The organism is Streptomyces sp. NP-1717, from assembly GCF_022695985.1.
Lineage (GTDB): Bacteria > Actinomycetota > Actinomycetes > Streptomycetales > Streptomycetaceae > Streptomyces.
The window spans coordinates 23,058-49,557 of the sequence record NZ_JAAPBF010000003.1; the positions used below are offsets into that span (position 1 = coordinate 23,058).

Sequence of the window (26,500 nt, forward strand, 5' to 3'; positions counted from 1 at the left end):
GCCGGTCACGAGACGACCTGGGCGGGTAGTTCGGGGCCGGCCGGCGCGAGGCCCGGTACGGCCGTGAGGTCGATGACCATGGTGAGTCCGCCGCCGGGGGTGTCCTCGGCGGTGAGGGTGCCGTCCATGGCGTCCACGAAGCCGCGGGCGACGGCGAGGCCGAGGCCCACGCCCGCGCCGCGGGGGGCGTCCCCGTGGCGCTGGAAGGGCTCGAAGATGCGTTCCTTGGCGTCGTCGGGGACGCCGGGGCCGCGGTCCACGACGCGTACCTGGACGCGGGCGCCGAGCGAGCTGGCCGAGACGGTGACGCGGGTGCCCTCGGGGCTGTACTTGACGGCGTTCTCGACGATGTTGGCCACGGCGCGCTCCAGCAGGCCGGGGTCGACGGCGACCATCGGCAGCGACTCCGGGACGTCCAGGTCCACGCTGTCCTCGGGGACTCCGCCGAGCGCCATGGGAACGACCTCGTCGAGGTCGATCTCGCGGATCAGCGGGGTGACGGTGCCGGTCTGGAGCCGCGACATGTCGAGGAGGTTGCCGACGAGGTGGTCGAGGCGGTCGGCGCCGTTCTCGATGCCTTCGAGGAGTTCGGCGTGGTCCTCCTCGGACCATTCGACGTCGTCGGAGCGGAGCGAGGTGACGGCGGCCTTGATGGCGGCGAGCGGGGTGCGCAGGTCGTGGCTGACGGCGGCGAGCAGGGCCGTACGTATCCGGTTGCCCTCCGCGAGCCTGCGGGCGCCCTCGGCCTCGCCGACCAGGCGCTGGCGGTCCAGTACGACGGCGGCCTGGGCGGCGAAGGCGGAGAGCACCCGGCGGTCCTCGGCGGGCAGTACCCGGCCGGAGAGCGCGAGCGCCATGTGGTCGCCGACGGGCATGTCGACGTCCGCCTCCTCGGGGCGGTCGACGGGCCGGGGGCCGACGCTGCCCGCGCGGGTCCACGGGTCGACGCCGCCGGCGCGTTCCAGCAGCGCCACGGACTCCATGGAGAACGTCTCGCGCACGCGCTCCAGCAGCGCGTCCAGGGTGGTCTCGCCGCGCAGCACGCTGCCGGCCAGGAAGGAGAGGATCTCGGACTCGGCGCGGAGTCTGGCGGCCTGGTGGGTACGGCGGGCCGCGAGGTCGACCACGGACGCCACGGCGACGGCGACCGCGAAGAAGATCACGATGGCGACGAGGTTCCGGGGGTCCTGGATGGTGAGGTTGTGGGTCGGTGGCGTGAAGTAGAAGTTCAGCAGGATCGAGCCGACTGCGGCCGATGCCAGGGCCGGCCGCAGTCCGCCGAGCAGTGCGGCGAGGACGGTCAGGAAGAGGAAGAGCAGGACGTCGTTGGCCAGGCCGAGGGTGTCGTGCAGCGCGGTGAGGAGCAGCGTCAGCAGGACGGGGGCGACGACGCCGGCCAGCCAGCCGGAGACGATCCGGGAGCGGCCGAGGCGGGCGCCGTGCGCGACGGGCAGGCCGCGGCCCTTGGCGACCTCCTCGTGGGTGACGATGTGGACGTCCAGGTCGGGTCCGGACTCGCGGGCGACGGTGGCGCCGACGCCGGGCCCGAACATGTACTGCCAGGCCTTGCGGCGGCTGGAGCCGAGGACGATCTGGGTGGCGTTGACGCCGCGGGCGAATTCCAGCAGTGCCGAGGGCACGTCGTCCCCGATGACGTGGTGGAAGGTGCCGCCGAGGTCCTCGACCAGGGTGCGCTGGACGGTCAGTTCCTTGGGCGACGCGGAGGTGAGGCCGTCGCTGCGGGCGATGTACACGGCGAGGATCTCGCTGCCGGAGCCCTTGGCGGCCATGCGGGCGGCGCGGCGGATGAGGGTACGGCCCTCGGGTCCGCCGGTGAGGCCCACGGCGATGCGCTCGCGGGCCTGCCAGGTGGTGCGGATGTTGTGCTCGCCGCGGTACTGCTGGAGGTACTCGTCGACGCGGTCGGCGGTCCACAGGAGGGCGAGCTCGCGCAGGGCGGTGAGGTTGCCGGGGCGGAAGTAGTGCGAGAGGGCGGCGTTGACCTTGTCGGGCTGGTAGATGTTGCCGTGCGCCATACGGCGCCGCAGCGCCTGGGGCGACATGTCGACAAGCTCGATCTGGTCGGCCCGTCTGACCATCTCGTCGGGGACGGTCTCGCGCTGCCGTACGCCCGTTATCGACTCGACGACATCGCCGAGTGACTCCAGGTGCTGGATGTTGACGGTCGAGACGACGTCGATGCCGGCCTGGAGCAGTTCCTCGACGTCCTGCCAGCGCTTGGAGTTGCGGGAGCCGGGGACGTTGGTGTGGGCCAGCTCGTCCACCAGGGCGACGGTGGGGCGGCGCTCGATGACCGCGTCGACGTCCATCTCGGTGAAGACGGTGCCCCGGTGCGGCAGCTCCGTGCGGTGGATCTGTTCGAGGCCCTGGAGCATGACCTCGGTGCGTGGCCGGTTGTGGTGCTCGACGAACGCCACGACGCAGTCGGTGCCGCGCTCGACGCGCCGGTGCGCCTCGGAGAGCATCGCGTACGTCTTGCCGACGCCCGGTGCCGCGCCCAGATAGATCCTCAGCTTGCCGCGTCCCATGGCCCCATTGTCTTCCCGCCGGGCCGCCGCGTCCCGTCACGGCCTCGCGCCCGAAGCTACCGCCCAGGATGACCCCGAAACGGACATCCGGCGGGGTGGGGGGTCCGTCTTGACATGATTCTGATGGTGCCCGGTGTCAGGGCCTGTCCTCGAAGTAGCGGCGTCCGCCCGCAGGGCGGGGCCCGCGGCGGCTGGTGCGGTGCATCGCAAGGCGGAGGGCCGGACTCGTACCGGGCGTACTCGGCCGGGTCCGACAACGCGGCGAGGTGCCGTGCCGGGCGTCGCGGGCCAGGCGGGACTTCGAGGACACCCCCCAGGGGGTGTCTTGTCGATCAGGCCGGATCAGGGAGCGGGGTCTGGTGCGTGCGATCGCAAGGCGGAGGAGGGAGGCATGGCGGGAGCCGTGCCTCCCTCCTGCGCTGTCAACGCGGCGAACGTGCGTGCCAGACCCCGCGAGCCCGGCAAGATCGGCAAGACACCCCCTAAGGGCCGGGCGTCGGCTCGTGCTCCAGCAGGTGGCCGTCGGCGAGTTCGAGCACCCGGTCGGCGAGGCCGAGGAGCTGCGCGTCGTGGGTGGCCACCAGCACGGTGACACCCTCGCTGCGCACGACCGCGCGCAGCAGTTCCATTACGGCGAGACCGGTCTCCGCGTCGAGCTGCCCGGTGGGTTCGTCGGCGATCAGCAGGGCGGGCCGGTTCGCGAGGGCGCGGGCGATGGCGACGCGCTGCTGCTGTCCGCCGGAGAGTTCGCCGGGCCGCTGCGCCGCGTGGTCGCCGAGGCCGACGAGGGCGAGCAGCAGGGCCACGCGCTCCTCGCGCTCACGCGGGTCGGCCCGGCGCAGCCGCAGGGGCACGCCGACGTTCTCGGCGGCGGTGAGGATGGGGATCAGTCCGAAGGACTGGAAGATGAAGCCGATGCGGTCGCGGCGCATTTCGAGCAGTCCGCTCTCGCCGAGCGTGGCGAGGTCCGTGCCGTCGACGGTGATCTGCCCGTCGTCCGGGGTGTCGAGTCCGCCGACGAGGTTGAGCAGGGTCGTCTTGCCCGATCCGGAGCGGCCCTTGAGCGCGATCAGCTCGCCGCGCGGCACGGTGAACGACACTCCGCGCAGCGCGTGGACGGCGGCGGCGCCGGTGCCGTACGAGCGGTGCAGGCCGCTCACCCGCACCATGGGGCCCGCCGTCTCGTCCACGACGGCCGTGCCGGTGCTGCTGGTCCTGGTCATGAGTCATCCCCCGTGCGGTGCCGGATCCCGGGCGTCAGTATGTGCGGGGCGTGTGTGGCCGGGCAATGGTGGTGCTCACACACGCGGGTGGGCCGCGCCCCCGTGCCGGGGACGCGGCCCACCCGCGTGTGTCGAGCGTGTCCGGGCGTCCCCGTCGGGGCCCGGGACTCTCGGGTCAGCGGACCTCGGTGATCTCGGGGCCGCGCTGGAGCTGCCCCATGCCGCCGGCGAAGCGTGAACCTTCCTGCTCCTCGGCCTGCTGCACGCCCTCGGCGACCATCTGCGCGTCGTCCGGCAGCTTCAGGACGATCGGGTCGCGGGGGGCCATCGGGCCCTCGCCGCGCACGACGACCGTGTCCTTGAAGATCTGCTCCAGCAGTCCGGCGGCCTCGGGCTGCACCGCGCCCTGTCCGGAGATCACTCCGCGCAGGAACCAGCGCGGGCCGTCGACCCCGATGAAGCGCACGAGCTGTACGCCACCGGTGCCGTCCGGGAGCTGTACCGGCACCTGGGCCCGGAGCTCCCAGCCGAGCGGGCCCTCGACCTCGTCGATGATGCCGCCCTGCTGCGTGATGCCCGAGGCGATCTCCTCGCGCACCTCGCTCCAGATGCCCTCCTTCTTGGGAGCGGCGAAGGCCTGGAGCTGTACGGCGCTGTCGCGTACGACGACGGTCGCCGCGACGATCGCGTCGCCCGCGACCTCTACACGAAGCTCCATTCCGTCGACCCCGGGGACGTAGATGCCGCCCAGGTCGACCCGGCCCTCGTCGGGCTTGGAGACCTCGGAGATGTCCCACGGCCCGTCGGGCCGGGGGGCCGGGGGAAGATTCACCCGGCGGGGCTGCTCGGCCCCGTCCTCCGTGTCATCGGCGTCGATGTCGTCGACGACCTGCTCGGCCTCGCCCGCCGTGTCTTCGGCGGCACCGCTCTTCTTGCGACGTCCGAACACGTCACTGTCCTTCCCGGTCGGATACGACCGATGCGTATCGATTCCCGCCCTGTGAAGCGCCCACCGCGGCATGACCTCCGGTGGATCCGAAGCCCCCCTCGGCCCTTGCCGAGCCGGGAAGCTCCGCCACCTCGTGGAAGCGCACCTTCTCGACCTGCTGGACGACCAGTTGGGCAATCCGGTCGAACCGCTCGAACCGCACCGTCTCGCGCGGATCGAGATTGACCACGATCACCTTGATCTCCCCACGGTACCCGGCATCGACCGTCCCCGGGGCATTCACCAGGGCCACCCCACAACGGGCGGCCAGCCCGGATCGCGGGTGCACGAAGGCGGCGTACCCGTCGGGCAGCGCGAGGGAAACCCCGGTGGGCAGTACGGCGCGTTCGCCCGGAGCGAGATCGGCGGCCTCGGTGGTCACCACATCGACGCCGGCGTCGCCCGGGTGCGCGTACGAGGGGAGCGGCACCTCGGGGTCGGTCCGGCGGATCAGCACGTCGACGGGGGTGCGGGGGGCAGGACTCATGGGTTCACCTCGAAGGCGCGGGCGCGCCTGACCTGGTCGGGATCGGCCATGGCCACCTGGATCTCCTCCTGGCGGCCGTTGTCGATGAAGTGGTCGACCTTGACCTCGACGAAGAGGGCGTCGGCGCGCAGCGCGACGGGTCCCTCGGGGCCGCCGAGCCGGCCGGTCGCCGAGCAGAAGATCTTGCGGCCGCTGACGGCGGTGGCCTCGGCGGCCAGGAACAGCACGGAGCCCACGGGTACGGGGCGGACGAAGTCCGTCTCCAGCTTCCCGGTCACGGCGACCACGCGCAGCAGCCAGCTGAGCGCGCCGAGCGACTCGTCGAGGGCGGTGGCGAGCACGCCGCCGTGCGCGAGGCCGGGGGCGCCCTGGTGGGCGGGCCGTACGGTGAACTCGGCCGTGATCGAGACGCCCTCGCCGGCCCTGGCCTGGAGGTGCAGGCCGTGGGGCTGTTCGTCGCCGCAGCCGAAGCAGTGCGCGTAGTGCGAGCCGAGCGGTTCGCCGGGGGCGGGGGCGTCGGGGTGCCTCACCGGCGCCATGGCGCCGGCCGGCGGCGTCAGAGCCGGGGACCGGGCGGCGGAACGGGGTCGCTTACCCCCGGAGGGCACAGTACTCACAGGCGCAGACCTTACCCGCGCGGCTACCCGCCGGTCGCACCGTGCCAAGCTTGGCGCCATGGAGCATTCAGCGGCGCCTTACGACGAACGTCTCACCGCACCCGGTTCCTGGTGGGTGATCACCGCTCTCGTCGCACTCTCGGGGGGTCTCATCCTGCTGCCGCTGGGCACGGTGCCGATGCTGGGGGCGGTGGTCGTGACGGGGCTGCTGGCCGCGGTGGCCGTCAGCTCGTACGGCTCGGCGCGGATCCGGGTGGTGGCCGGCTCGCTGGTCGCGGGCGACGCCAGGATCCCGGTGACGGCGCTCGGCGACGCCGAGGTGCTGGCGGGCGAGGAGGCGCGCGCCTGGCGCATGCACAAGGGCGATCCCCGCGCCTTCATGCTGCTGCGCAGCTACATCCCGACCGCCCTGCGGGTGAGGATCACGGACCCGGCCGACCCGACACCGTACGTCTATGTGTCGACCCGGAACCCGAGGGCGCTCGCGGCGGCGCTGGACGCGGTGCGGCGCGGCGGGAGCGAGGAGAAGGAAAAGTCCGGCCCGGTCCAGGGCCTGTAGCTAGCGGCCCAGTTCCTTCGGGAGTTCGGGAGGCAGCACCTTCGGCTGCTCAAGCGGGGGAAGCGCGGGCAGGGCGTCCCAGGGGACCTGTCGGGTGCGCAGGTCCTTGCGGACGCGCTCGGCGACCTTGCGGGTGTCACGGCGGTTCATCATCGCGCCGACGGCCGCTCCGATCATGAACGGCACCAGGTTGGGCAGGCTGCGCACCGTGCGCTTCATGATCTGCTGGCGCAGTTCGCGCTTCATGCGGCCGGAGAGCGCCGAGTTGATCGTCGCCGGTTTGGTGATGTCGACGCCGCGCTCCTCGGTCCACGAGGTCAGGTACGCGGTGCTGCGCTCCTTGAGATTGCCGGGCGGACGCAGGCCGTAGACCTCGTGCAGCTCGGCTATGAGTTTCAGTTCGATCGCGGCGACCGCCGTGATCTCCGCGGCCAGTTCGGTCGGCATCGCGGGCGGTACGGGCATCATCGCGACGGCGCCGATACCGGCGCCCACCGTGGAGCTGCTGTTCGCCGCGCCCGCGATGAGTTTGTCGGCGAGCTCTTCGGGCCCGAGGCCCGGGAACTGCCCGCGCAGCGTGGCCAGATCACGGACGGGAACGCGCGGGGCGTTGTCGATGATCCGGTCGGCGAGATGCGCGAGTCCGGCCCTGGCGCTGGCGCCGCCCTTCTGGATGCCCCGCCTGACCCTGCCCGGGCGCCTGGCCCCGGTCGTGGGCCCGTGGTGGCCGCCCTGGGCCGCTTCGAGCGAGGCCGGGAGGCCTCGCCCGTCGTCGTCGGATACGCCGGGGTGGGGCAGGAGAGCGGAGTGCTCGGCAGGGGGCGTGGCGCCTTCTGCCGGGCCCGGGCCGCTCTGGTACGCCTCCGGCGCGCTACTGCGCCGGAAACGCCGTTTCCTGGACGGTGTGTCACCTGCCACGGCCGACCGCTCCTCAGTCGCAGTCGCGGCAGATCGGCTGACCGTTCTTCTCCCGGGACAGCTGGCTGCGGTGGTGCACGAGGAAGCAGCTCATGCAGGTGAACTCGTCGGCCTGCCTGGGCAGTACACGAACCGACAGCTCCTCGTTGGAGAGGTCGGCCCCGGGCAGCTCAAGTCCCTCGGCCTGCTCGAACTCGTCCACGTCGACCGCGGATGTCGACTTGTCGTTCCGGCGGGCCTTCAGTTCCTCAAGGCTGTCGGAATCGACGTCGTCGTCGGTCTTGCGTGGGGTGTCGTAATCCGTTGCCATGTCGCTTCTCCCCCTCTGGGTGTCATCGGTGTCTCAGCGCACGTAACGCGTGAGAGGCCGGACTTGTGCCCGACCTGAGGCGGAGATTTTGCCTCACATCAAGGTCTGTTACTCAATCGACACCCAACCGGACTCTTTCCGAGTGATCGGCTTTGGGTGCGAACCGGACCGTACACGGTCCGAATGTCGTACTTCACGGGCGCCACCCCGTGTACTTCCCGTGATCCCGACCCCTGGAAACCCGGATTTTCCCGGCTTTCCGTCAGGGGCTTGATCACAGAGAGTGCGAGGCTTGAATTCGCCTCTGTGATCGATCACACACGACCCAACCGGGAACGGGTCCCGAAAATTCCGCGCAAAGCGAACTCCGCTCCGATCAGGAGCGAAAGTTCAGACAGGAAGAGTGACACGCATCACGAGCCCGCCTCCCTCGCGGGGCTCCGCGATGATACGGCCCCCGTGGGCCCGCGCGACCGAGCGGGCGATCGACAGGCCGAGACCCACGCCCTTGTCGCTGCCGGTCCGCTCCGTACGGAGGCGGCGGAACGGCTCGAAGATGTTGTCGATCTCGTACGCGGGAACCACCGGACCCGTGTTCGAAACCAGCAGCACCGCCTGACCGTGCTCCACCGCGGTCGTGACCTCGACCCAGCCCTCCTCCTTCACGTTGTAGCGCACGGCGTTCTGTACGAGGTTGAGCGCGATCCGCTCCAGGAGGACGCCGTTGCCCTGCACGACCGCCGGCGCGCGCTCGCCGCGGATCTCGACGCCCTTCGCCTCGGCCTCGCCGCGCGTCTGGTCGACGGCGCGGGTGGCGACCTCGGCGAGGTCGACGGGCTTGCGCTCGACGAGCTGGTTGTCGCTGCGGGCGAGCAGCAGCAGCCCCTCCACCAGCTGTTCACTGCGTTCGTTGGTGGCCAGGAGCGTCCGGCCGAGCTGCTGGAGCTCGACGGGCGCCGCCGGGTCGGAGAGCTGGACCTCCAGCAGTGTCCGGTTGATCGCGAGGGGTGTGCGCAGCTCGTGGGAGGCGTTGGCGACGAAGCGCTGCTGGGCGGTGAAGGCCCGCTCCAGGCGCTCCAGCATCTCGTCGAAGGTGTCGGCGAGCTCCTTCAGCTCGTCGTCCGGGCCGTCCAGTTCGATCCTGCGGGCCAGGTCGGAGCCGACGACGCGGCGCGCGGTGCGGGTGATCCGGCCCAGCGGCGAGAGGACCCGTCCGGCCATCGCGTAACCGAACGCGAAGGCGATGATGGAGAGCCCGGTCAGGGCGAACAGCGAGCGGGTGAGCAGGTCGTCGAGCGCCTGCTGGCGCTGGGCGGACATGCACGCCTTGAGTGACGCGTTCAGCTGGTCGTTGTTGACGGCCTCGTTCAGACCCGGACACGTGGGGCTCGTCAGCTGGACGTTGACCCCGGTCACCTTCAGGGCCAGCTCGCTGCCCTCGTTGATGGCCTGTGCCGCCAGCAGATAGATGATCGACAGCAGCAGGATGCCGGCGATGAGGAACATCCCGCCGTACAGCAGCGTCAGACGTATCCGGATCGTCGGCCGGACCCACGGCAGCGCCTGGTCGGGCCGCCGGGGGTCCCAGGTCGGTTTCGGGGGCGCCGAGGGCGGCGCCGGGGTGGTCGCCACGGGCATCAGATCCGGTAGCCGGAGCCGGGCACGGTGACGATCACGGGCGGCTCGCCGAGCTTGCGGCGCAGCGTCATGACCGTGACGCGCACGACATTGGTGAACGGGTCGGTGTTCTCGTCCCAGGCCTTCTCCAGAAGCTGCTCGGCGGAGACCACCGCGCCCTCGCTGCGCATCAGCACTTCGAGGACGGCGAACTCCTTGGGCGCGAGCTGGATCTCCTTGCCGTCCCGGAAGACCTCGCGGCGGTTCGGGTCGAGCTTGATGCCCGACCGTTCGAGGACCGGCGGCAGCGGGACGGTCGTACGGCGGCCGAGGGCGCGCACGCGCGCGGTGAGCTCGGTGAAGGCGAACGGCTTCGGAAGGTAGTCGTCGGCGCCCAGCTCCAGGCCCTCGACCCGGTCGCTGACGTCACCGGACGCGGTGAGCATCAGTACCCGCGTGGGCATGCCCAGTTCGACGATCTTGCGGCAGACGTCGTCGCCGTGGATCAGCGGAAGGTCCCGGTCCAGCACGACGACGTCGTAGTCGTTGACCCCGATCCGCTCCAGGGCCGCGGCGCCGTCGTACACGACGTCGACGGCCATGGCCTCCCGGCGCAGCCCGGTGGCCACCGCATCGGCGAGCAGCTGCTCGTCCTCGACGACGAGTACGCGCACGTCGCTGTCCTTCCTGTGGGGCCCATCGCCGGTGATCCGGGGAACCGGGCAGGTCGTAGCACTGGTTGTGCGGGCCCATCCTGCCCGCTACGCGCATAAACCGGCGGTAAGACAATGCCGTCCGTCCGGCATACGGAAGGAATACGCAAGATTCTTGAATGAAGAGAGGTTTCTCCCGGACACGCCCTGGGGATGACGAGTGCACACCAGAGATCACGCCCTTCACGTGGCATGCCACTACCCGCTCTGTCCCCCAGAGGGAGTGGTGCGTGATCGACCGCCGTCGGCACTTCCAGGTGCCACTTGACCACGACGTCGGCACACCCCCGTGCCATCGACCCACGCCGAGGGGGCGCAATGGACGCATTCACCGCAGGTCTTCTGCAGCGCATAAGGGCCACGGAATCCGATCTCACACGAGCTCGTGAGACGGGCGACGACTTCCTCGCGGAGGTCGAGCAGGAGGAGCTGGAGGACCTGCACCGCCTCGCGGCCGAGCACGGCGTTCAATTCGGCGCCGCCAACGTGTGACCCACGCGGGAAGGACCCCGGCACCATGGGACGGTGCCGGGGTCCTTCCATGTCCGGGCCGGGTCGCCCGGCGGGTCAGTCGTGCCAGGCGCCGTACTCCTCCAGCAGCGCCTGGAGCGGTTCGAAGACGCCGGGGGTGGCCGCGACCGTGAGGTCGCCGTCGGCCGGGGTGCCGGGACGGCCGCCGGTGAGCGCGCCCGCCTCGCGTGCGACGAGATCGCCGGCCGCGAGGTCCCACGGATACAGCCCGCGTTCGTAGTAGCCGTCGAGCCGGCCCGCCGCGAGGTCGCACAGATCCACGGCCGCCGAGCCGCCGCGCCGGATGTCGCGCAGCTGGGGGATCAGCCGCTGCGCCACGGACGCCTGGTGGGCGCGGACAGCGGTGACGTAGTTGAAGCCCGTCGAGACCAGCGCCTGCTCCAGCGGCGGTGCGGGGCGGCAGCGCACCGGCCGGTCGTTGAGGTACGCGCCGCCGCCGAGCACGGCCCGGAAGGTCTCGCGGCGCATCGGGGCCTCGACGACGCCGACGAGCGTAACGCCGTCGCGTTCGGCGGCGATGGAGACGGCCCAGGTCGGCAGCCCGTACAGATAGTTGACGGTGCCGTCCAGCGGGTCGATCACCCAGCGGACGCCGCTGCTGCCCGCCGAACTGGCGCCCTCCTCACCGAGGAAGCCGTCGTCGGGGCGGTTCTCGGCCAGGAATCCGGTGATCAGCTTCTCGGCCGCGATGTCCATCTCCGTGACGACGTCGATGGGGCTGGACTTCGTCGCGGCCACCCCGAGGTCGGCGGGGCGTCCGTCGCGCAGCAGCGCCCCGGCCCGGCTCGCGGCCTCCAGGGCGAGGGCGAGCAGTTCGGAGGTGAGGGCGTCGGTGTCGACGTCCGGGCGGGACTCGGTCACGGGCAGGTCACTCCTCGGGAGGGAACCGGGCGGTGGGACGGGTGGCGGGACGGGGGCGGTGCGTACGGCACGCGGGGCGTCAGGCGTACGGGCTGTCGGCGCCCGCGGCGGCCGGCCGGGGCGCCCTGGCGGGACAGCAGCCGACGGGGCAGACGTCGTGGCTGGGACCGAGCGCCCCGAGCGCGCACCGCTCCACCGGGCGCCCGCGCTCGGCCGCCGCGCGCTCCAGGAGCAGATCGCGAACGGCCGCGACGAACCGCCCGTCGGCACCGACGGTCGCCGAACGCCGGACGGGCAGGCCGAGTTCGGCGGCCTTCGCCGTGGCCTCGGTGTCGAGGTCGTACAGCACCTCCATGTGGTCCGAGACGAACCCGATGGGCACCATCACGACCGCCGGGGCGCCCGCACCGTGCAGATCCTCCAGGTGGTCGCAGATGTCGGGCTCCAGCCACGGGATGTGCGGGGCGCCGCTGCGGGACTGGTAGACGAGCCGCCAGGGGTGTTCGACGCCGGTCTCCTCGCGCACCGTGCCGGCGATCAGCTTCGCCACGTCGAGGTGCTGGGCGACGTACGCGCCGCCGTCGCCGTGGTCCTCGGCGCGGCCCGAGGTGTCGGCCGCGGCCACCGGCACGGAGTGGGTGGTGAAGGCGAGGTGCGCGCCCGCGCGCACGTCCTCGGGCAGGTCGGCGAGGGACGCGAGCACGCTGTCGGCCATGGGCCGTACGAAGCCGGGGTGGTTGAAGTAGTGCCGCAGTTTGTCGACACGAGGCGGCTCCAGGCCCTCGTCCACGAGTGTGGCGAGCGCGTCCGCGAGGTTTTCGCGGTACTGGCGGCAGCCTGAGTAGGAGGCGTAGGCGCTGGTGGCCAGGACGGCGACGCGGCGCCTGCCGTCCCGGGTCATCTCCCGCAGGGTGTCGGTCAGATACGGCGTCCAGTTGCGGTTGCCCCAGTAGACGGGCAGTTCCAGGCCGTTCTCGGCGAAGTCCTCGCGCAGCGCCCGGAGCAGGACGCGGTTCTGCTCGTTGATCGGACTGACCCCGCCGAACAGGAAGTAGTGCTGCCCGACTTCCTTCAGCCGCTCCTCGGGGATGCCCCGGCCACGCGTCACGTTCCGGAGAAACGGAACCACGTCGTCCGGGCCTTCGGGGCCGCCGAAGGACAGCAGGAGAAGGGCGTCGTAGGGAGAAGTCGCACGCTGTTCGGGCATGTCCCGATCCTGCCATCCGCCGCTGGGCGGCGGTAAATCGCGGCGCGCTCGGGCGCCGCCGGGCCGTAAGCTGTCTGGGCCTGTTCATTCCTTACCGCCAGTGGTCAGCGGCCGTACGCGCCGTCACTCGCGACAGCGCCCGACGGAGCGACCCGTGGCCAGTCCCTACCGCGCGATCTTCGCCGCCCCCGGCACCCGGGGATTCAGCGCGGCCGGCCTCGTCGGCCGGATGCCGCTGGCGATGATGGGCATCGGCGTCGTGACGATGATCTCCCAGCTCACCGGGCGCTACGGGCTGGCGGGCGCGCTGTCGGCGACACTGGCGCTGTCCGCCGCCGGGATGGGTCCGCTGATCTCGCGGCTGGTGGACCGGCACGGCCAGCGCCGGGTGCTGCGGCCGGCCGCGCTGACCGCCGTGACGGCCGTCGCCGGACTGCTGGTGTGCGCCCAGCGCTCGGCGCCCGAGTGGACACTCTTCGTCTTCGCCGCGGGCGCGGGCTGTGTACCGAGCGTGGGGTCGATGGTCCGGGCGCGGTGGGCGGAGATCTACCGGGGCTCGCCGCGCGAGCTGCACGCCGCGTACGCCTGGGAGTCGATCGTCGACGAGGTGTGCTTCATCTTCGGCCCGATCATCTCGATCGGTCTGTCCACGGCCTGGTTCCCGGAGGCGGGTCCGCTGCTGGCCGCGCTCTTCCTGCTGGTGGGGGTCTTCTGGCTGACCGCGCAGCGGGCCACCGAGCCGGTGCCGCAGTCACGCGAGCACCACACCGGGGGCACCGCGCTGCGCTCCCCCGGTCTGCGGGTGCTGGTGGTCACGTTCGTGGCGACCGGCGCGATCTTCGGCGCCGTCGACGTGGTGACCGTGGCGTTCGCGGAGGAGCGGGGGAACAAGGCGGCGGCGAGCCTCGTGCTGGCCGTGTACGCGCTCGGCTCCTGCCTCGCCGGCGCCGTCTTCGGGCTGCTGCACCTTCGGGGCAGCGCGTCCAGGAGGTGGCTGGTGGGAGTCTGTGTGATGGCCGTGAGTATGATCCCCCTCCAACTGGCCGGGAGTCTGCCGCTTCTGGCCGTGGCGCTCTTCGTCGCCGGCCTGTCGGTCGCCCCCACGATGGTGACGACGATGGCCCTCGTCGAAGCGCACGTACCTCGTACCAAGCTCACCGAGGGCATGACCTGGACCAGTACCGGACTCGCCGTCGGAGTGGCGCTCGGCTCGTCCGCGGGGGGATGGGTGGTCGACGCCTGGGGGGCGCGGACGGGGTTCGCTGTGCCCGTCGTGGCGGGAGCGGTCGCGGCCCTGGTGGCGCTGCCGGGTCACCGCAGGCTGCTGGAGCGGTCAACGGATGGGGAGGGGCGCGGGGCTGATGACCAATACCGGTACGGGCGCGGCGGCGACGAGGAACGCGACAAGCACCTGGCGTAACTGGGCGGGGAACGTGAGCGCGCGTCCCGCCCGCACGTCCTCCCCCGCCTCCGTGGCGGAGCTGGCCGACGTGATCCGTACGGCCGCCGAGGACGGACTGCGGGTCAAGGCGGTGGGGACGGGGCACTCGTTCACCTCCGCCGCCGCCACCGACGGCCTGCTGATACGGCCCGATCTGCTCACCGGCATCCGGGCGGTCGACCGGAAGGCCGGCACCGTCACCGTGGAGGCGGGCACCCCGCTGAAACGGCTGAACGAGGCCCTGGCCAGAGAGGGCCTGTCGCTCACCAACATGGGCGACATCATGGATCAGACCGTCGCCGGCGCGACGTCCACGGGCACGCACGGCACCGGCCGCGAGTCGGCGTCGATCGCCGCGCAGATCCGGGCGCTCGAACTCGTCACGGCGGACGGGACGGTCCTGACCTGCTCCCCGGACGAGAATCCGGACGTCTTCGCGAGCGCCCGGATCGGACTGGGCGCGCTGGGTGTCGTCTCCGCGATCACCTTCTCCGTCGAGCCGGTCTTCCTGCTGACGGCTCGCGAGGAGCCGATGTCCTTCGACCGGGTGACATCCGACTTCGACGCGCTCGTCGCCGAGAACGAGCACTTCGAGTTCTACTGGTTTCCGCACACCGGCAACTGCAACACCAAGCGCAACAACCGCAGCGCCGGACCGGCGGCCCCTCCCGGCCCGGTCAGAGGCTGGATCGAGGACGAACTCCTCTCCAACGGGCTGTTCCAGGTGGCCTGTTCGCTCGGCCGCGCGGTGCCCGGGACCATCCCCGCGATCGCCCGGGTCTCCAGCCGGGCCCTCTCCGCGCGTCTGTACACGGACATTCCTTACAAGGTCTTCACGAGCCCGCGCCGCGTGCGCTTCGTGGAGATGGAGTACGCCCTGCCGCGCGAGTCGGCGGTGGGTGCCCTGCGCGAGGTCAAGGCGATGATCGAGCGGTCCCCCCTGCGGGTGAGTTTCCCGGTGGAGGTGCGGACCGCGCCGGCCGACGACATCCCGCTGTCGACGGCGTCGGGGCGTGAGACGGCGTACGTCGCGGTGCATCTGTACCGGGGCACGCCGTACCGCTCGTACTTCACGGCGGTGGAACGGATCATGACCGCGCACGGCGGGCGGCCGCACTGGGGCAAGGTGCACACGCGGGACGCGGCGTATCTGGCCGGGGTCTATCCGCGCTTCGAGGAGTTCACGGCGGTACGCGACCGGCTCGACCCGGAGCGGCTGTTCGGGAACCCGTATCTGCGGCGGGTCATCGGCGCGTAAGGGCCGCGTCGCGCCGGGGATCGTCCGACCGGGTCCGCCCGGTGGCCGGTTTGCCCTCAATCGCCGGACGGGCTGCATTTGCGGCCCGTCCGGCGATTGAGGACAGGCCCTACGGCGACGGGGCCAGGGGTGACGGGACCGTGGACTCGTGCGTCGGTGGCGAGATGTCCTCGCCCGACGAGTCTCCGGATCCGCCGTCCGGTCGGGGCGGCTCCGGTGTCGGGGCGGTCGAAGGGCCGCCGTCCCCGGGCGGGTTCGGGTTCGGGTCGTGGTTCTGCCCGGTGCCGGGTGCGGAGGGGGTCGGAGTCGGGGTCGGGGTCCCGTCGGTCCCGGTGCCCTTGTCCCTGTCCGTCCCCGTGCCGTCGCCGGAGGGGGCCGGTCCGCCGTCCCGCGGTCCGGCCGGCCCGTCGGGCGCGGAGCCTCCGCCGGTGTCCCCGCCCCGTACGACGGAGCTGAACGTCGTCCCCTTGCCGCCGCTCAGGTCCTGTCCGGCGGCCAGTTCGTAGCCGGTGATGGCGAGCATCGCCACGGCGAAGACGACCGCGGCGGCGGCGACGGGCCGCTTCCACCCGCGTACCCGGGTGCCGTACGTGGTCGCTCCCCCGAACTCGTCCCCGGCGGCGGCCTCCTGAGGAGGCGCGGCCGCGGGCGCCGGGGGCGGGGCGGGGGCCGGTTCGGCGTCGTACACCTGGCGGGCCCTCGGCTTCACCTGGACCGAGACCTCGCGTATCTGGTCACCGGTGCGCCGGAACAGATGCTGGAAGACGGTGCCGCCACAGGTGGCGATCACGCTCACCACTCCGGCGCCGATGATCGTCCCGTACACCCCGAGCTTCGAGGCGAAGACCGCCGCCGCGATCGCCGCGAGCGCGCTGCCCGCGACCTGCGGCAGGCTCAGTTCGAGCCGTTGCGTCGCCACCCCGTCACCGGCCCGGACGTCCGGGTTCCGCCTCTGATCCATCTCCAGCCTCTGCTCGCCCATCTGTGCCACCGTGCACCAAGAAGGGACTTTTGAGCGAATCGGATAGTTCCACTTGTGGAGGTTGTGTGAATTGGGACACGTACGAGGGATACGGACACCCCCTCAACTCCCCTACTCCGGGAGAACTTCGGTGGCGTGGCAGTCCACCCCGATGGCCCGAATGGAGTACTGTGGCGAGCCCTGGGGCCGGACTCCTTCACAGGTGTCCGGGTCTACGGGAGGGGGCCGAAGTTGGCACTCGACCCGGCGGCGCGAAGGCACCGCACGGGCGCCTGCTACACAGCGTGACCGGGTCTGTCACTCTGAGTCGCAAACAGGCAACCGTGTCATGACGGCGTTCCAGGGCCCATGCCCGACACGCCGGGCAACTCGGCAAGGTTGTGGCAGGCTGCACCCGGGCAAGTCACACTCGACTAGCGGAAGCAGCGACGCACGTGACGTCGGCAGGCACCACCCGGGAGGTCCCCATGCCCGAACTGCGTGTCGTGGCCGTCTCCAACGACGGCACACGACTGGTGCTCAAGGCTGCCGACAGCACGGAGTACACGCTCCCCATCGACGAGCGGCTGCGGGCCGCCGTACGCAACGACCGCGCTCGCCTCGGCCAGATCGAGATCGAGGTGGAGAGCCACCTCAGGCCCCGTGACATCCAGGCGCGGATACGGTCCGGAGCCTCCGCCGAGGAGGTCGCCCAGATGGCCGGGATCCCGGTCGACCGGGTCCGGCGCTTCGAGGGTCCCGTGCTGGCCGAGCGCGCCTTCATGGCCGAGCGCGCCAGGAAGACGGCGGTGCGCCGTCCTGGCGAGAACACCGGTCCGCAGCTGGGCGAGGCGGTGAACGAGCGGCTGCTGATGCGCGGCGCCGAGAAGGAGACCGCGCAGTGGGACTCGTGGCGCCGCGACGACGGCACCTGGGAGGTCCTGCTCGTCTACCGGGTCGCGGGCGAACCGCACTCGGCGTGCTGGACGTACGACCCGCCCCGGCGGCTCGTCCAGGCGGTCGACGACGAGGCGCGCTCGCTGATCGGCGAGACGGACGACTCGCTGGCCGCCGGTACGAAGGAGCCGAGCTTTCCGTTCGTACCGCGCATCGCACGGCTGCCGAGGGATCGTGAACGGCCCCTCGACCGCGCGCTGGAACGGCAGACGGAGCGGTCGGCGGCGCCGGACCCGGACGAGGACACCAGCGAGCGCGACACCCTGACCAGCCTGCTGGAGGCGGTGCCGAGCTTCCGTGGCGACATGGTGGTCCCGGAGCGGCCGTCGCCGCCCGAGCCGCCGGCGATCGAGCCCGGTCAGGTGGACGACGAGGAGGAGCCGGTGGCACCGGCCGCCTCGGCGGGCGCGGGGTCCGCGTACGCGGATGTGCTGATGCCGCGTTCGGTGGCGGGCCACCGCGACCGGCTGACCGGTACGACGGACCGTCAGGCGGAGGCCGACGGCGTACGGCCGGGCCGCCGTGCCGCCGTGCCGAGCTGGGACGAGATCGTCTTCGGCACGCGCCGCAAGAAGCAGGACTGAGCGGGACCGGAGCAGCCGGTTCGGCCGGGGCGGTACGCGACGCACGCGTACCGCCCCGGCCGTCCGTTCCTGATCGCCCGCTCCGTTACTCGGGATCGGGGCCCGTCGCCACCGGCCGCGAGGTGTCCGCCGTCCACTCCGACCAGGATCCGGCGTACAGCGCGGCGGGAATGCCCGCGATCTCCAGCGCCACCAACTGGTGTGCCGCGGAGACCCCGGAGCCGCAGTACACGCCGACCTCGGGGCCGCCCGAACCGGCCGTCGCGCCCAGCGCCTTGAACCGGGCCGCCAGCGTTTCGGCCGGGAGGAAACGGCCGTCCGGACCGACGTTCTCCGACGTGGGCGCGGAGACCGCGCCCGGAATGTGTCCGCCGACGCGGTCCAGCGGTTCGACGTCGCCCCGGTAGCGCTCCGCCGCCCGCGCGTCCAGCAGCAGCCCCTCGCGGGCCAGCGCCGCGGCGCCCTCCGCGTCGAGCAGCGGAAGCGAACCCGGTACGGGGCTGAAGTCGCCCTCGTCCGGGACCGGGATCTCGGTGGTCAACGGGCCGTCCCAGCCCGGGAGTCCGCCGTCCAGCACCCGTACGTCGCGGTGGCCGGCCCAGCGCAGCATCCACCACGCGCGGGCCGCCGCCCAGCCCTGGCCTCCGTCGTAGACGACGACGGGTGTCCCGGCCGAGACGCCCGCGCGGCGCATCACCGCGCCGAACGCCGCGACGCCGGGCAGCGGGTGACGGCCACCGGCGCCGGGCGGGCCGGACAGTTCCGCTTCGAGGTCGACGAACACGGCGCCGGGCAGATGGCCCGCCTCGTACTCCGGGCGGCCGGGCGGGGCCCCGGGCGCGTAGCGGACGTCGAGCAGCACGGGCGGCTTGGGGCCGGCCGTCAGACCGGCGAGTTCGGACGCGGAGATGATGACTGTCATGCGGCCATCCTCGCGCACCGGCAAGGGCGTTCGACTCCGCCCCGGTGCGTGACACCACGGACACGTTACGTGAATGTCAAAACAGTCATCCTCTTGCTGGATCGCGCCAAAAGCGGCGCGGCCGGGGCGCGGCGCGCGGCGGGGAATGGAACCATGCTCGGGCAACCGGCCGCGCCGCCCGAGGCGCGCGGCCCGTTCTCCGCCTGCCCATCGCGATCACGACCGTCCCCGAACGGTCCGAGGGGAGAGTGACGATGACCGAGGCAGCGATCCGGCACAGACCCGGCACGCCGTGCTGGGTGAGTCTGATGGTGCACGACCTTGGCGCGGCACAGGACTTCTACGGAGGCCTCTTCGGCTGGAAGTTCGTCCGCGTGCCCGGGCCTGAGCCGTTGAGCGCGTACGTACGCGGCGTGCTCGACGGACAGGAGGTCGCCGGTATCGGCCAACTGCCGCCGGAGCGGCGGCTGCCGCTCGCGTGGACGACGTATCTGGCGACGGACGACGCCGACATGACGGCGGAGGCGGTCAGATGCTGCGGCGGCACCGTCGGGGTGGGACCGCTCGACACGGGCGTGGACGGGCGCGTCGCGATCGCGTCGGATCCGGCCGGCGCGGTCTTCGGCATCCGGCAGGCGCAGGCGCGCGCCGGCGCGGGCTCCGGCTTCCTGGAGTCCGGAGCGGAAGCCGGACCGGGAGCGCACGGCATGCCGGTCCGGAACGAGTTGGTGACGCACGAGGCCGCGTGGGCCGGCACGTTCTACCGGTCGGTCTTCGGCTACGACGTGGAGACGACCGGGCGGGACGGGGCGGACGTACTGACGCTGCGCCTCGACGGGCACCCGGTGGCGACGCTGCGCGGAGTGGGCGAGGGCCTGGAGCGGGTTCGTGGCTCGCACTGGATGACGTACTTCGAGGTGGACGACACGGACGCATCGGCGCTGCGCGTCACCGAGTTGGGCGGGCATGTGATCGACCGGCCGCGGGAGACGGCGGCGGGACGGGTGGCGACGGTGACGGACCCGGAGGGCGCGGTCTTCAGTGTGGTGCGGTCGGCCGCTCGCTGACGGCCGGTCCGCGCCGGCACGAGTGCCCTGTCCGGGGCGTTTGCCGTACCGTTCGAGCCATGGAGATCTGGATCAATCCCGCCTGCTCGAAGTGCCGGGGCGCGCTGACGCTGCTCGACGAGGAGGGTGCCTCGTACACCGTCCGCCGCTACCTGGAGGACGTGCCGTCCGAGGACGAGATCCGGGCCGTGCTCGGACGCCTCGGGCTGGAACCCTGGGAGATCACCCGGACCGGGGAGGCCGACGCGAAGGAGCTGGGCGTCGGGGAGTGGGCGCGGGACGCCGGCTCGCGGGAGCGGTGGATCTCGGCGCTCGCGGCGCATCCGAAGCTGATCCAGCGGCCGATCATCACGGCGGAGGACGGTACGGCCGTGGTGGCGCGCACGGACGAGGCGGTACGGGACGCACTCGGCCGGTCGTAGGGGCCCGCCGTCACCCCGGCCGGCGGGGAGATCCGGGGGGGGCGGTGTCAGCAGATCGCGCCGGGCCGGGCAGCGGTGGCCTTGAGCAGATCGCGCACCAGGTCGAGGTCGACGCTCTCCGGCTTGCGGAACCGCAGGCAGCCCTTGCCCATGTCCTGTCCGGCGAGCCGATCCGTGAACGCCTCGCGGACGTCGCTGCGCATGAGGTAGAAGGAGATGTACCGCTTCTGGCTCGCGAACGCGATCTCGCAGGCGCCGTCCCGCTCGTAGGCGGGCATCCCGTACGCCATGACCTCGTCGAAGCCCGCCAGCTCCTCCTGGCACAGCTGCCGCAGCCGGGCCAGGACAGCCCTGCGTTCCTGAGGAACCTCAGTCATATAGCCTTCGATATCGCTTGCCTCGCTCTGCATTCCATGAGGATATGCCGCGTCCGCGGACCTCATCCACCGGTCCGGCCGGACGGTCTCAGTCGGAGGCCACCGGCAGGACGTCCGGCGAGAGCGCGCCAGCCCGGACGGAACCGCTGGTCATCCGGCGCCGGTGATGACGGCGGCAGAGCACCTCGTAGCCGACCTCGTCCGCGGACTGGTGCACGTCGCCGACCACCACCTGCGCGCCCTCGACCACCATCTGCCCGCCGACGGTGCGGGCGTTGTGGGTGGCGCGCGCGCCGCACCAGCACAGCGCCTCGACCTGGAGGACCTCGACGCGGTCGGCGAGTTCCACCAGGCGCCGGGAGCCGGGGAAGAGCTCGGTGCGGAAGTCGGTGGTGATGCCGAACGCGAAGACGTCCAGGTCGAGGTCGTCCACGACACGGGCGAGCTGGTCGATCTGACCGGGCGCGAGGAACTGCGCCTCGTCGGCGATGACGTAGTCGCAACGGCCGCCCTGGGAGAGGCGGTCGACTATGTACGCGTAGAAGTCGAAGCCGTCCGCGGCCTCGACGGCGTCGGTGACCAGACCGAGCCGCGAGGAGAGCTTGCCCTCGCCCGCGCGGTCGTCACGCGTGAAGATCATGCCCAGCAGGCCGCGGGCGGAGCGGTTGTGCTCGATCTGAAGAGCCAGGGTGCTCTTTCCGCAGTCCATCGTTCCGGAGAAGAACACCAGCTCGGGCATGAGGAAGTGACGGCCTTTCAGATACGGGCGGGGCGGACGGCGCGCGCCGGTGCGGGGCGGTGTCCGCAGGCGGGTACGCCGGGGCGCTACCGGGACGGGCGGTTACGAGCGTACTTCGAGGAGCGGCACCAACTGCTCGACGGGGGTCATCGAGCCGTGCATCCCGACCATCCGGGACTCGCGCGGCTCGTTGACGGACGCGGTGATCACCACGTCGTCGTGCGCGGCCGCCACGACGTCGCCGATCCTGCCGCGTACCCGCTCCTCCACCGTGCCGGGCGGGCCGAACCAGCCCGCCGCGACGGCCTCGTCGCGGCTCGCGACCCAGAACTGTTCGCCGAGCACCTCGCGCCAGACGGCGAGGACGTCCGCCTCGGCGCCGGGCACCGCGTAGACGTGCCGGGCCCGGCCCTCGCCGCCGAGGAGCGCGACACCGGCGCGCAGCTCCCAGTCCTCGTCGAAGTCGATGCGCGACCGCTCGTCGAAGGGGATGTCGATCATGCCGTGGTCGGCGGTGACGTACAGCGCGGACCGGGGCGGCAGTTGCTCGGCGAGACGCTGGGCGAGCCGGTCCACGTACATGAGCTGGCCGCGCCAGGCGTCGGAGTCCATGCCGAACTTGTGGCCCTTGCCGTCGACCTCGCTGTAGTACGTGTAGACCAGCGACTGGTCCCCCGCGGCCAGTTGGGCGGCGGCGAGGTCCATCCGCTCCTCGCCGGAGAGGCGGCCGTGGAAGGTGCCGCCGCTCAGGGCGATGTCGGTGAGCGGGGTGCGTTCGAAGGTCGGGGACGAGACCTGCGCGGTGTGGATGCCTGCCGCGTCGGCGAGCTGGAAGATCGTGGGGTACGGCTGCCAGAGGTGCGGGTCGGTCCACGGACGCCAGCGCAGCTGGTTCATCAGCGCACCGGTGGCGGGGTCGCGCACGGTGTAGCCGGGCAGACCGTGGGCTCCGGGGGGCAGACCCGTGCCGACGGAGGCGAGGGACGTGGCGGTGGTGGCGGGGAAGCCGACGGTGATCGGCCGGCCGGTGCCGCCGCGTGAAGTGCCCAGCAGCGACGTCAGATACGGCGCCTCGTCGGGGTGGTCCTTGATCTGCTGCCAGCCGAGGCCGTCGATCAGGAAGACGCAGTTGCGGTCGGCCGGGGTGAGTTCGGGGATCACGGCGGCCGGGGCGCCGTGGGCGGCGCCCGGGACGGCGACGCCCTGGCCCGCGACGAGCGTGGGCAGCAGATCGGCGAGCGAGCCGCCGCCGTACTCGGGGACGGGCGCGGTGTCCAGTGCGAGCGGGACAGGGTCCTGCCAGGCGGTGGGCGGGGCGGCCATCAACGGCCGGTCGACGACGGGGTGGCCGCGGTGGCTTCGGAGAGCGACTGGGCGAAGACGAGCGTCTGCCGTACGGTGTCGGGTCCGTCACCGGCCTCGCTGACGCGCAGGCTCAGGTCGTCGGCGGTGGAGTTGCCCGTGTAGCCGTGGTCCGCCTCGCAGTTGGGGTCGCCGCAGGCGGCGGGCTCCAGATCGATCCGGGAGACGGCGCCCCAGCCGATGGTGAGGACGACCTCGCGGGGCAGGGTGCCGGGGGTGTACGACTCCGGGTTCGCCACGACGCGGCTGACCACGACGGACGAGATCCGGTCCAGCTTGACCGACTCGGTCGAGGTGGTGGCGTACGGGGTCGGCGAACTGGTGTCGGCGGCCTGCTCGTCGGTGTGGCTGACGATGAAGCGGTGGGCCGTGAGGACGAGGACGGTGACATGCCTGCGGACCTCGTTGGAGTCGAAGGTCGTCTCCTGGTGCACCAGATACGACGCGATCGGCTCGCCGCCGACAGCGGCCTCGACCGCCTCGGCCACGAGAGCCGGGTAGTAGCCGCTGCGCTCGATCGCCGTGCGCAGCCCCTGGGTCGTCGTACCGGTCTTCGCCATGTCCCCATCCTACGGTGACGGGATGTATGGCCCGCACCGCGCGAGTCCGCCGGAGGCGGAAGCGGGTGGGCGGCCGAGTCGTGACGTGCCGGGATCGCTCCGGGCCGGTCCCCGGGCTCCGGCCGCGTTTGCCGCACCGGGTCCGCGCGGTGACCGGTTCGCCCTCAGTCGCCGGGCGGGCTTCATGAGCCCGCCCGGCGACTGAGGGCAGGCCCTCGTGGAGGACGGGTCCTGGGCCGGGCCCGACACATAGCGACGTCCGCCCGCAAGGCGGGGCCGGCGGTGTTGGTGCGGTGCATCGCAAGGCGGAGGGTCGGGCCCGTACCGGGCGTACCCGGCCGGGTCCGACAAGCGGCGGGGCGCCGTGCCGGACGCCGCCGGCCAGGCGGGATTGGTCGGACCCGGCCTAATAGCTCGGCAGGCGGCGGGGGCCGAGGTCGTCGTGGGACGGGGGCGGGGCGAGTCGGACGCTCGCGCCGAGCACCGAGAGGCCCTGCGTCGCGACGACCACCGGTTCCAGCGCGACGGACACGATCTCCGGGTGGTCGTCGACGAGCCGGGACACCCGGAGCAGCAGTTCTTCGAGGGCGGCCGTGTCGACGGGCGCGGAGCCGCGCCAGCCGAAGAGGAGCGGCGCCGTCCGGACGGACCGGAGCAGTTCCGCGGCTTCGCGGTCGGTGACGGGGACCAGCCGGTGCGCCACGTCCCCCAGCAGTTCGGAGACCACCCCGGCCAGCCCGAACGAGAGGACGGCGCCGGCGGCCGGGTCGATGACGGCGCTCACGACGGTGTCCACCCCGCGCGGCGCCATCGCCTGGACGACGGGCCGCAGTTCGGCGGGCTCGCCGAGCAGCCCGGTGAGTTCGCGGTACGCCGCCCGCAGCCGCTCCTCGTCCGGGAGGTCGAGCCGTACGCCTCCGAGGTCGGCCCGGTGGCGCAGATGCGGCGCGGTGGTCTTGAGCGCGACCGGGTATCCGAGCCGCGCGGCGGCCTCGGCGGCTTCGTCGGGTCCGGGCGCGGGGAGAGTGGGCCGTACGGAGATCCCGTACCGCGCGAGCAGTTCCCGGGCGTCGTCGTCGCCCAGGCTCATCCCGTGCGGGTCGGGGTGCGCGTCGCCGAGAATCCGGTCGATGAGCCCGGCGGCTCCGGTCTCGTCGATGTCGTCGTACTCGGGCACCTTGCCGGGCTCCGCCGCCTGCCGCCGCCACTGCGCGTACGTGACGGCCCGGCCGAGCGCGCGCACGGCGCGCTCGGCCGCCGGGTAGGCGGGGATCCGCCGGGGTGCGGTGCCGGGCTCCCGGGGCTGCGCGGGAGTGGCCCCGGCCGGCTCGGGCGCGGGCGGCGGGGTGTCCGGCGCGGTGCCCGCTCCCGTCGCCGGTCCCCGGCGGGGCGCCGTCGTCGAGGCCGCCGAGAGGGCGTTCGCGAGGCCGCTGATCTCGACGTGGACCACCGTCACCGGTTTCTCCGGCGCCGTCGGGCCCGCCGCCTCGCGGAGCGCCGTCGCCAGGACCTCGCCGTCGTCCGACTCCACCGCGCCGTCCTCGCCGACCCAGGGGATCGCCGTGACGACGACCGCGTCGCAGCCCGGGTCGGCCAGCGCCGCGGCCAGCGCCGTACGGAAGTCCTCGGGGCGGGCCGACGTCGTGAGGTCGAGCGGTGGGAGCGGGCGCAGACCTTCGGTCAGGCAGGCGTCGTACGTAAGGAGGCCCAGCGATTCGGAGTTGCCGAGGATCGCGACACGGGGGCCGGCCGGCAGGGGCTGGGCTGCGAGCAGGAGCCCGGCGTCCACCAGCTCCGTGACGGTGTCCACGCGGATCACGCCCGCCTGGCTGAGCAGCGCCGAGACGGTCGCGTCCGGGATGCCGGTGACGGGCACCGCGTGCCCGGGCGGCGCGCTGCCGCTGTGCCGCGCGCCCTTGGCGACGACGACCGGTTTCGTCGCCCCGGTGCGCCGGGCGAGACGGGTGAACTTCCGCGGGTTGCCGATCGATTCGAGGTAGAGCAGCACGACGTCGGTGTCCGGGTCGTCGTGCCAGTACTGGAGGAAGTCGTTGCCCGAGACGTCCGCGCGGTTGCCCGCCGAGATGAAGGTGGACACGCCCGCGCCGCGCCGGACCAGCCCGGCGAGGAGCGCGATGCCGATCGCGCCCGACTGGGTGAAGAGACCGATCCGCCCCCGGCCCGGCGTCTCGGGCGCGAGCGAGGCGTTCATCCGGACGGGCGGTCCGGTGTTGATGACGCCGAACGCGTTGGGTCCGATGACCCGCATCCCGTACGACCGTGCCTGCCGCACCAGTTCGCGCTGCCGCTCCCGCCCGGCCGGCCCGCTCTCGGCGTATCCGGCGGAGAGCACGACCAGGCCCTGGACGCCGTGTTCGCCGCAGTCGGCGACGACTTCGGGCACCCGCCCGGCGGGGACGGCGACGATCGCGAGGTCGACGGGCTCCTCGATCTCCGCGAGGGAGCGCACGGCCGGGACCCCGTCGATCTCGGTGATCTCCGGGGGCAGGGCCACGTTCACCGCGTACGTCCGCCCCGTGAAGCCCCCGTCGAGGAGATTGCGCAGTACGGCCCGCCCGACGCCGCCCGCCGTGCGTCCGGCGCCGACGACGGCCACCGACGACGGGCCGAGCAGCCTCTGTACGGAGCGTGCCTCGGCGCGCTGCTCGCGGCCGCGCTGGACGGCGAGGGACTCGGCGGTCGGTTCGAGGTCGAGGACCAGGCGGACGGCGCCGTCCTCGAAGTTGCGCCGCTGGGTGAACCCGGCGTCCCGGAACACCTTGATCATCTTGTTGTTGGCGGGCAGTACCTCCGCCGCGAAGCGCCTGATGCCCCGCTCGCGCGCGACGGCGGCGATGTGTTCGAGAAGCGCCGAGGCGATCCCGCGCCCCTGGTGCGCGTCCTGGACGAGGAAGGCGACCTCGGCCTCGTCGGCGGGCGCGGACGCGGGCATCCCCCGGTCGTCGATCCGGTCGTAGCGGACGGTGGCGACGAACTCGCCGCCGACGGTCACGGCGAGTCCCACCCGGTCCACGTAGTCGTGGTGGGTGAAGCGGTAGACGTCCTTGTCGGAGAGCCGGGGGTAGGGCGCGAAGAAGCGGTAGTACTTCGACTCGTCGGAGACCTGTTCGTAGAAGCTGACCAGCCGCTCGGCGTCGTCGGTGGTGATGGGCCTCACGCGCGCGGTGCCCCCGTCGCGCAGGACCACGTCTGCTTCCCAGTGATCGGGGTAGGCGTGCTGTGACGGCGTCGTCATGGGGAGAGCCTACG

Annotated in this window: 25 protein-coding genes; 7 read left to right on the forward strand and 18 right to left on the reverse strand. The window is 72.4% G+C overall.

Features of this window, described 5'->3' with window-relative positions:
- Positions 1–5: 5 nt before the first annotated feature.
- The 5 genes from GXP76_RS01000 to GXP76_RS01020 all read right to left on the reverse strand — a co-directional run bounded on the left by GXP76_RS01000 (position 6) and on the right by GXP76_RS01020 (position 5,786).
- On the reverse strand, positions 6–2,549 hold the full coding sequence (locus GXP76_RS01000; protein ID WP_242569457.1) for a sensor histidine kinase KdpD: 2,544 nt from the start codon (positions 2,547–2,549) through the stop codon (positions 6–8).
- A 482-nt stretch (positions 2,550–3,031) separates the two neighbouring features.
- Positions 3,032–3,772, reverse strand: coding sequence for an ABC transporter ATP-binding protein (locus GXP76_RS01005; protein ID WP_242569458.1), 741 nt, complete (start codon positions 3,770–3,772; stop codon positions 3,032–3,034).
- A 175-nt stretch (positions 3,773–3,947) separates the two neighbouring features.
- Complete coding sequence (locus tag GXP76_RS01010; protein ID WP_242569459.1) at positions 3,948–4,721, reverse strand: DUF3710 domain-containing protein; 774 nt, start codon at positions 4,719–4,721, stop codon at positions 3,948–3,950.
- 1 nt (position 4,722) lies between these two features.
- Entirely contained in the window at positions 4,723–5,247 is a 525-nt protein-coding gene (gene dut, locus GXP76_RS01015) for a dUTP diphosphatase (RefSeq protein WP_242569460.1), read from the reverse strand.
- Positions 5,244–5,786 carry a PaaI family thioesterase gene (locus GXP76_RS01020; RefSeq protein WP_242569461.1) on the reverse strand — a complete coding sequence of 181 codons (543 nt, stop codon included), beginning with the start codon at positions 5,784–5,786 and terminating at the stop codon, positions 5,244–5,246. Before GXP76_RS01020 ends, dut begins: the two co-directional genes overlap by 4 nt.
- A gap of 136 nt (positions 5,787–5,922) precedes the next feature.
- On the opposite strand from GXP76_RS01020, the gene GXP76_RS01025 reads away from it, so the two are divergent.
- The gene (locus tag GXP76_RS01025; RefSeq protein WP_242569462.1) at positions 5,923–6,423 is read left to right on the forward strand and encodes a DUF3093 domain-containing protein; all 501 of its coding nucleotides are present in this window, start codon (positions 5,923–5,925) and stop codon (positions 6,421–6,423) included.
- Here GXP76_RS01025 and GXP76_RS01030 read toward each other — a convergent pair whose 3' ends face one another.
- The 4 genes from GXP76_RS01030 to GXP76_RS01045 all read right to left on the reverse strand — a co-directional run bounded on the left by GXP76_RS01030 (position 6,424) and on the right by GXP76_RS01045 (position 9,942).
- Positions 6,424–7,341 carry a hypothetical protein gene (locus tag GXP76_RS01030; RefSeq protein ID WP_242569463.1) on the reverse strand — a complete coding sequence of 306 codons (918 nt, stop codon included), beginning with the start codon at positions 7,339–7,341 and terminating at the stop codon, positions 6,424–6,426.
- Positions 7,342–7,354: 13 nt separating this feature from the next.
- Positions 7,355–7,651 (reverse strand): DUF4193 domain-containing protein, encoded by a 297-nt coding sequence (locus GXP76_RS01035; RefSeq protein ID WP_023538148.1) that lies wholly within the window; start codon positions 7,649–7,651, stop codon positions 7,355–7,357.
- Between the two features lie 390 nt (positions 7,652–8,041).
- A complete protein-coding gene (locus GXP76_RS01040; protein WP_147878719.1) occupies positions 8,042–9,283 on the reverse strand; it encodes a cell wall metabolism sensor histidine kinase WalK in 1,242 nt (413 codons plus the stop codon).
- Positions 9,284–9,288: 5 nt separating this feature from the next.
- Entirely contained in the window at positions 9,289–9,942 is a 654-nt protein-coding gene (locus GXP76_RS01045; protein ID WP_023538150.1) for a response regulator transcription factor, read from the reverse strand.
- 357 nt (positions 9,943–10,299) lie between these two features.
- On the opposite strand from GXP76_RS01045, the gene GXP76_RS01050 reads away from it, so the two are divergent.
- Positions 10,300–10,473 (forward strand): hypothetical protein, encoded by a 174-nt coding sequence (locus GXP76_RS01050; protein WP_187280419.1) that lies wholly within the window; start codon positions 10,300–10,302, stop codon positions 10,471–10,473.
- A gap of 75 nt (positions 10,474–10,548) precedes the next feature.
- Here the strand turns inward: GXP76_RS01050 and GXP76_RS01055 are convergent, their stop codons facing one another.
- Together GXP76_RS01055 and GXP76_RS01060 are read right to left on the reverse strand one after the other, a co-directional pair.
- A complete protein-coding gene (locus GXP76_RS01055) occupies positions 10,549–11,373 on the reverse strand; it encodes an inositol monophosphatase family protein (protein WP_242569464.1) in 825 nt (274 codons plus the stop codon).
- 79 nt (positions 11,374–11,452) lie between these two features.
- Complete coding sequence (locus tag GXP76_RS01060; RefSeq protein WP_242569465.1) at positions 11,453–12,580, reverse strand: ferrochelatase; 1,128 nt, start codon at positions 12,578–12,580, stop codon at positions 11,453–11,455.
- Between the two features lie 154 nt (positions 12,581–12,734).
- Here GXP76_RS01060 and GXP76_RS01065 point away from each other — a divergent pair, with 154 nt between their 5' ends.
- Together GXP76_RS01065 and GXP76_RS01070 are read left to right on the forward strand one after the other, a co-directional pair.
- Positions 12,735–14,000 carry an MFS transporter gene (locus GXP76_RS01065; RefSeq protein WP_242569466.1) on the forward strand — a complete coding sequence of 422 codons (1,266 nt, stop codon included), beginning with the start codon at positions 12,735–12,737 and terminating at the stop codon, positions 13,998–14,000.
- Positions 13,942–15,279 carry a D-arabinono-1,4-lactone oxidase gene (locus tag GXP76_RS01070; protein ID WP_242569467.1) on the forward strand — a complete coding sequence of 446 codons (1,338 nt, stop codon included), beginning with the start codon at positions 13,942–13,944 and terminating at the stop codon, positions 15,277–15,279. Before GXP76_RS01065 ends, GXP76_RS01070 begins: the two co-directional genes overlap by 59 nt.
- 109 nt (positions 15,280–15,388) lie before the next feature.
- On the opposite strand, the gene GXP76_RS01075 is transcribed toward GXP76_RS01070, so the two are convergent.
- Positions 15,389–16,261 carry a hypothetical protein gene (locus GXP76_RS01075; protein ID WP_308354079.1) on the reverse strand — a complete coding sequence of 291 codons (873 nt, stop codon included), beginning with the start codon at positions 16,259–16,261 and terminating at the stop codon, positions 15,389–15,391.
- Between the two features lie 467 nt (positions 16,262–16,728).
- On the opposite strand from GXP76_RS01075, the gene sepH reads away from it, so the two are divergent.
- Positions 16,729–17,781: a septation protein SepH gene (sepH, locus tag GXP76_RS01080; RefSeq protein WP_242569468.1), complete on the forward strand. Its 1,053-nt coding sequence runs from the start codon at positions 16,729–16,731 to the stop codon at positions 17,779–17,781.
- Between the two features lie 85 nt (positions 17,782–17,866).
- Here the strand turns inward: sepH and GXP76_RS01085 are convergent, their stop codons facing one another.
- A complete protein-coding gene (locus GXP76_RS01085) occupies positions 17,867–18,703 on the reverse strand; it encodes a sulfurtransferase (protein WP_242569469.1) in 837 nt (278 codons plus the stop codon).
- A 254-nt stretch (positions 18,704–18,957) separates the two neighbouring features.
- Between GXP76_RS01085 and GXP76_RS01090 the strand changes: the two genes are divergently transcribed.
- Complete coding sequence (locus GXP76_RS01090) at positions 18,958–19,770, forward strand: VOC family protein (RefSeq protein ID WP_242569470.1); 813 nt, start codon at positions 18,958–18,960, stop codon at positions 19,768–19,770.
- Positions 19,771–19,829: 59 nt separating this feature from the next.
- Positions 19,830–20,192, forward strand: coding sequence for an arsenate reductase family protein (locus GXP76_RS01095; protein WP_242569471.1), 363 nt, complete (start codon positions 19,830–19,832; stop codon positions 20,190–20,192).
- 47 nt (positions 20,193–20,239) lie between these two features.
- On the opposite strand, the gene GXP76_RS01100 is transcribed toward GXP76_RS01095, so the two are convergent.
- From GXP76_RS01100 to GXP76_RS01120, 5 genes are all read right to left on the reverse strand, one after another.
- The gene (locus GXP76_RS01100) at positions 20,240–20,569 is read right to left on the reverse strand and encodes a DUF1801 domain-containing protein (protein WP_242569472.1); all 330 of its coding nucleotides are present in this window, start codon (positions 20,567–20,569) and stop codon (positions 20,240–20,242) included.
- Between the two features lie 88 nt (positions 20,570–20,657).
- The gene (locus GXP76_RS01105; protein ID WP_242569473.1) at positions 20,658–21,308 is read right to left on the reverse strand and encodes a thymidine kinase; all 651 of its coding nucleotides are present in this window, start codon (positions 21,306–21,308) and stop codon (positions 20,658–20,660) included.
- A gap of 102 nt (positions 21,309–21,410) precedes the next feature.
- The gene (locus tag GXP76_RS01110; protein ID WP_242569474.1) at positions 21,411–22,631 is read right to left on the reverse strand and encodes an alkaline phosphatase family protein; all 1,221 of its coding nucleotides are present in this window, start codon (positions 22,629–22,631) and stop codon (positions 21,411–21,413) included.
- Entirely contained in the window at positions 22,631–23,230 is a 600-nt protein-coding gene (locus tag GXP76_RS01115; protein WP_242569475.1) for a DUF5998 family protein, read from the reverse strand. The genes GXP76_RS01110 and GXP76_RS01115 overlap by 1 nt, the downstream gene beginning before the upstream one ends.
- A gap of 406 nt (positions 23,231–23,636) precedes the next feature.
- Entirely contained in the window at positions 23,637–26,486 is a 2,850-nt protein-coding gene (locus tag GXP76_RS01120) for a bifunctional GNAT family N-acetyltransferase/acetate--CoA ligase family protein (RefSeq protein WP_242569476.1), read from the reverse strand.
- Positions 26,487–26,500 lie beyond the last annotated feature (14 nt).

Excerpts from the sequence above, each read along its gene's own strand:
- GXP76_RS01000 (WP_242569457.1), bottom strand. The coding sequence starts at position 2,549 with ATGGGACGCGGCAAGCTGAGGATCTATCTGGGCGCGGCACCGGGCGTC.
- GXP76_RS01005 (WP_242569458.1), bottom strand. The coding sequence starts at position 3,772 with ATGACCAGGACCAGCAGCACCGGCACGGCCGTCGTGGACGAGACGGCG.
- dut (WP_242569460.1), bottom strand. The coding sequence starts at position 5,247 with ATGAGTCCTGCCCCCCGCACCCCCGTCGACGTGCTGATCCGCCGGACC.
- GXP76_RS01020 (WP_242569461.1), bottom strand. The coding sequence starts at position 5,786 with ATGGCGCCGGTGAGGCACCCCGACGCCCCCGCCCCCGGCGAACCGCTC.
- GXP76_RS01025 (WP_242569462.1), top strand. The coding sequence starts at position 5,923 with ATGGAGCATTCAGCGGCGCCTTACGACGAACGTCTCACCGCACCCGGT.
- GXP76_RS01035 (WP_023538148.1), bottom strand. The coding sequence starts at position 7,651 with ATGGCAACGGATTACGACACCCCACGCAAGACCGACGACGACGTCGAT.
- GXP76_RS01050 (WP_187280419.1), top strand. The coding sequence starts at position 10,300 with ATGGACGCATTCACCGCAGGTCTTCTGCAGCGCATAAGGGCCACGGAA.
- GXP76_RS01060 (WP_242569465.1), bottom strand. The coding sequence starts at position 12,580 with ATGCCCGAACAGCGTGCGACTTCTCCCTACGACGCCCTTCTCCTGCTG.
- GXP76_RS01070 (WP_242569467.1), top strand. The coding sequence starts at position 13,942 with ATGACCAATACCGGTACGGGCGCGGCGGCGACGAGGAACGCGACAAGC.
- GXP76_RS01075 (WP_308354079.1), bottom strand. The coding sequence starts at position 16,261 with ATGGGCGAGCAGAGGCTGGAGATGGATCAGAGGCGGAACCCGGACGTC.
- sepH (WP_242569468.1), top strand. The coding sequence starts at position 16,729 with ATGCCCGAACTGCGTGTCGTGGCCGTCTCCAACGACGGCACACGACTG.
- GXP76_RS01085 (WP_242569469.1), bottom strand. The coding sequence starts at position 18,703 with ATGACAGTCATCATCTCCGCGTCCGAACTCGCCGGTCTGACGGCCGGC.
- GXP76_RS01090 (WP_242569470.1), top strand. The coding sequence starts at position 18,958 with ATGACCGAGGCAGCGATCCGGCACAGACCCGGCACGCCGTGCTGGGTG.
- GXP76_RS01095 (WP_242569471.1), top strand. The coding sequence starts at position 19,830 with ATGGAGATCTGGATCAATCCCGCCTGCTCGAAGTGCCGGGGCGCGCTG.
- GXP76_RS01100 (WP_242569472.1), bottom strand. The coding sequence starts at position 20,569 with ATGACTGAGGTTCCTCAGGAACGCAGGGCTGTCCTGGCCCGGCTGCGG.
- GXP76_RS01105 (WP_242569473.1), bottom strand. The coding sequence starts at position 21,308 with ATGCCCGAGCTGGTGTTCTTCTCCGGAACGATGGACTGCGGAAAGAGC.
- GXP76_RS01110 (WP_242569474.1), bottom strand. The coding sequence starts at position 22,631 with ATGGCCGCCCCGCCCACCGCCTGGCAGGACCCTGTCCCGCTCGCACTG.
- GXP76_RS01115 (WP_242569475.1), bottom strand. The coding sequence starts at position 23,230 with ATGGCGAAGACCGGTACGACGACCCAGGGGCTGCGCACGGCGATCGAG.
- GXP76_RS01120 (WP_242569476.1), bottom strand. The coding sequence starts at position 26,486 with ATGACGACGCCGTCACAGCACGCCTACCCCGATCACTGGGAAGCAGAC.